Below are 4,324 nucleotides of genomic sequence, written 5' to 3' on the forward strand. Positions count from 1 at the left end.
CCGAATCGGAACGTAGCGCTTCTTTATAATCCTGGCTCTGAAGAAGGACAAGCCGTGCATGTTTTTGCCCGACTTGAACGGATATTGGGATGGATCTTCATCGGCGTAGAGAGGACAGGAAGAGCTTTCGCTGTAATCCTCAATGCATCTCCTGCGCTGATCCCAGCCTTCGAAGGTCATCCCATCTGGTTGGGGCTGGTGTGGGGTGGGAGCATATGGTGCGTGGGGGAGCGCTTTTCACGGTTCCCCTTTCCCCGACCCTGGTGGGATGAGAGATCCCAGAGGGAGACCGGGCGCGGGAAGCGGCGCTCCGCCGTGAAGGCTGGGGCAAGAGGAGAAGGGATCCGGGTCGTGGGAAAAGGGGTCGGCCGTGCGAGGGATGGAGATACGGTTGAGGGAAGGCCGGAGTGATTGGGGACGGGAGGAGCGAGCGGAGGAGAAAGACCACGCTCGCTCCTCCCGCAGTTGGCTCAGCGATTATTGTAGAGCGCTGTGATCAGCTCTCCGTCGGCGGTGTCACCGCTTAATTCCCAGAACATTACCCCGCGCATCCCTTGGCTTCGACGATAAGCCTGCTTTCCTGCCAGGGAGATAGGGTCATCATAGCTCCAGAACCGAGTTCCATCATACTTGTGCATCGTGCCTGCGCCATAGTAAACGGCGCCGGGCGCATTCCGCAGCACCTTATAGTCCTCGATGCCCTGCTCGTATGTTCCGGGCGCGGGGCCGGTCGCGGGCTGCCCCAAGCCGTTGGTGTTTCCCGCGGGCACGCCTGTCCATCCTCGTCCGTAGAAGGGAACCCCGAGAACCAGTTTGCTGGCTGGTATTCCCTTGCTCTTGTAGAGTTGCACAGCGTAGTCGGCGTAGTAGTTGGGCGTTGGGATCTGCGGCCAGTTGTAAAGCGGGGCATGATAAGCGGTGGGTCCATCGGGATCCCAGGCGCCGAAGAAGTCGTAGGTCATGATGTTATACCAATCCACGTATTGTGCAGCCCCTGCATAGTCTGCCGCATTGATCTTGTCATATCCCGCCGGAACCGCTGCGGTGATCAGGAAGTTGGGCCCAAAGCGCGCGCGCAATGCGGCCATCAGATTCTTGAAGGCCTCCGGGCCGCTGTTGTCACATGTCAGGCCGCAAGCGTTGGGATACTCCCAATCGATGTCGATGCCATCGAACAGGCCGGCCCATCGGGGATCGTGGATTAGCGCATAGGCGGAATCGGCAAAGGCTTGCGGATTGCGAGCAGCGACCCCGAAGTTCGTCGACCAGGTCCAGCCGCCGACTGATAGCAGGATCTTGAGGTGGGGATACATCGCCTTGAGCTTGCGAAGCTGATTAAAGTTGCCGCGCAGGCACCCGGGATCCCAGCAGTCTGGCTGTCCATCCACGCTGTAGGCAGCATCATAGAACCGGTCGATGTCTGCGTATGGGTCGCCCAAGACGACGCGGCCGCTGGAGTCCACATTGGCAAAAGCGTAGTTGATGTGGGTCAGTTTGGATGCGGAACCGCTAGTGACGATGTTCTTCACATGATAGTTACGGGCATAGATCCCCCATTGCACAAAGTAACCCACGATCACGCTGTCAGTGGAGGGCGGCGGCGTAGGCGTTCGGGTGGGCGTCGCTGTTGGGCCCGGTGTGGGCGTCCGGGTGGGGGTTGCTGTTACTCCCGGCGTCGGCGTTCGGGTCGGTGTAGGCGTCACCCCAGGGGTGGGAGTTCGGGTAGGCGTGACCGTAGCCCCAGATGTGGGGGTCCCCCTGCACGCCCCTAAGGGGATCCAAGGCTGCCCGCTTCCAGGAGGGCCACTGTGCAGATCGGGGCGCTGTCCCTGGGTCCAATAGGCGGCCTGGTAGTTCACTCCGTTATAGCTGGCGAGATCACCGGCCACATATATCCGGTTTGGATCCCAGGCCGGCGCGCATCCCCCAGACGGGGGCGCTGTGGGGGTGCGGGTGGGCGTGGGCGTTGCCCCACTCGGGGTGGCCGTTCGGGTTGGTGTAGATGTCACCCCAGGTGTGGAGGTTTGGGTCGGCGTCGCTGTGGCCCCGCTCACCGGCTGCCAGAGCGCTGGCACATTCGGCGGCTCCCATCCGGGTTGGGATGTATGGCCTTGGATGCATTGATAAACAGCCCCCTGGTAGGTCACCCGATCGCCTACTCGGTAGGTTGTCCAGGGTTGCCACTCCGGGGGCATCTGGGCTATGACCTGTGATGGGACACCAAGCCCAAGGATTGAAATCATCAGCAAGAGGGCGGTCACGCCTTTGATGAATTTACTCATGACTCACCTCATGTTTGAGGCTGGATCATTTGAGCGCACAGCGTAGAGGTCAAAGTTTTCCACTCTGCACTCCGATGACCAGCTTGAATCCCATTCCGCTCTTGGTCTCGTCTCACTGGTGATGAAAATCCGATAGACCATGCCCAAGGGGATACAGATCAGGGATCGTTACAGGAAGCCGTCCCTGCGGTGACAGGTGGCCCATGATCAGGGCCGCCAGGGCTTCCAGAGAGATCGGCAGGATGCTGTAGGTGCACAGATAGGTGGGGGCATCGGGAGCCGCTTGCAGATCATAAGGGAGCCGAAGGGCCGCCCAGATCAACCGATCGTGCTGCTTCGCCAGGGTCCGAACCAGTTCAGCCTGACCGGGATGCTGACATGCGTTCACGGTGCCCAGCACCACCACCGGGTATGAACGGAGGGCTTCCCGCAACGCGGCGATCTCCGCGGGATTGGGATCGATCGAAATGAGGAACTCATCCACCCGAGGATGGTAACGGCGGAGCGCTTCCGCCAGCATCGGCTTCACGAAGGACGAGGTATCCGCGGGCGTGAGATCCACCGGACGGGGCATGACGGCTGCGATGGGGGTTTCTCCCTCAAGCTTCAGCGGGAGATGACCGTGGCGGTTGCGAACCAAGGTGATGGATCGACGGGCGATCTCCTCGGCGACGGCGCGATGGGCTGCGCATCCCACCACGCTCAGATCCGGCGTCGGAAGATCCGCTACGCTGTTCCTCAGGCGAAGGACGCGATCTGCAGAATATCGCAGATCCGCTTCCTCGAGCAAGCCGCGATGGATCGCCTGCGCCAGATTCTGGAAAACCTCCTCCCGATCAAAGGGCTCTGGCCCGAAGAGGAGAAGATCCGCCCCGGCGCGGGCAGCTGCAATGGCATCCAGGCTGAGGGAAGCGCTCGTGACGGCGCTCCGGATCGCCTTCATCGTCAGGGCATCCGTGATGATCACCCCATGAAATCCCATCTGCTCTCGCAGGACCCCCCGAAGGATCGCTGGGGATAACGTGGCGGGCAGATCCGGCAGTCCGGTGATCGTCGGGATGGACAGATGGGCAGTCATGATCATCCGGACGCCTGCTGCGATCGCCGCGCGGAAGGGGACGAACTCCACGCGATTGAGCCGCTCGAGATCGTGGCTTACGATCGGAAGAGTGAAATGGGAGTCCTCCTGGGTGTCTCCGTGGCCGGGGAAGTGCTTAGCCGTCGCAATCACGCCGGTGGATTGGATTCCACGGATGAAGGCGGTTGCCAGTTCGGCCACCCGGTGGGGGTCTTCCCCAAAGGATCGAACGCCGATGACCGGGTTTTGGGGGTTTGTGTTGACATCGCAGACCGGTGCGTAATTCACATTAATCCCCATGGCCGCCAGCTCGCGGCCGATCACCTCGCCTGCCTGATAGGCCAGCTCCGCGGAGCCGATGGCGCCCAGGGCCATGTTGCCCGGAAACGGCGTTGTGTCTTTATCAATTGCCATCAGCTGCCCTCCTTCCTGATCCGCAGCGATCAGCAAGGGGGGCATGTCCGCCTGGCGTGCCGCATACTGCAATCGCTGCGTCAGCTCCCGGATCTGCCCCGGATCTCGAACGTTGGATTCCCGAAACAGCGTCACCCCGGCCAGTTGGCGCTCTCGGATCGCTCGCATGATGGCAGGGGAGGGGGTTGTGCCGATGAACGAGGCCATGAATTTCTGCGCGATCGCGAACTGCAGATCCATAGGCTTATCCCTTCATCCCGGTTAGGATAATCCCGCCGATCAGATGACGTTGCAGGAGCAGGAACACCACAATGAGGGGCAGCGCGGTCAGGAACGAAGCGGCCATGATCGTCGGCCAGGGCTGGACGACCTGCTGAGGGTTCACCAGGGAGGTCACGTAGATCGGCAGCGTGTAGAGGCTGGTGGTCTGCAAATAAATGAGGGGCTGGAGCAGACTGTTCCAGTGAGCCACAAACAGGAAAACGGCCGCGGTGGCCAGGGCCGGACGACAGAGGGGCAGAATGATATGCCAGAAGATCTGCCAGTGAGA

The 4,324-nt window shown here is 61.1% G+C and carries 4 protein-coding genes; all 4 read right to left on the minus strand.

Going from position 1 to position 4,324, the window contains the following annotated elements:
* The coding region (locus NZM16_RS00480) for a hypothetical protein (protein ID WP_295477745.1) at nucleotides 1-180 on the minus strand (180 nt) is incomplete at its 3' end.
* Between the two features lie 290 nt (nucleotides 181-470).
* Nucleotides 471-2,282 (minus strand): glycosyl hydrolase family 18 protein, encoded by a 1,812-nt coding sequence (locus tag NZM16_RS00485; RefSeq protein WP_295477748.1) that lies wholly within the window; start codon nucleotides 2,280-2,282, stop codon nucleotides 471-473.
* A 112-nt stretch (nucleotides 2,283-2,394) separates the two neighbouring features.
* The gene (locus NZM16_RS00490) at nucleotides 2,395-4,014 is read right to left on the minus strand and encodes a glycoside hydrolase family 3 protein (protein ID WP_295477751.1); all 1,620 of its coding nucleotides are present in this window, start codon (nucleotides 4,012-4,014) and stop codon (nucleotides 2,395-2,397) included.
* 4 nt (nucleotides 4,015-4,018) lie between these two features.
* A partial coding sequence (locus NZM16_RS00495) for a carbohydrate ABC transporter permease (protein ID WP_295477753.1) occupies nucleotides 4,019-4,324 on the minus strand: 306 nt, incomplete at its 5' end.

This window comes from Thermoflexus sp. (assembly GCF_025055495.1).
Taxonomy (GTDB): Bacteria; Chloroflexota; Anaerolineae; order Thermoflexales; family Thermoflexaceae; genus Thermoflexus.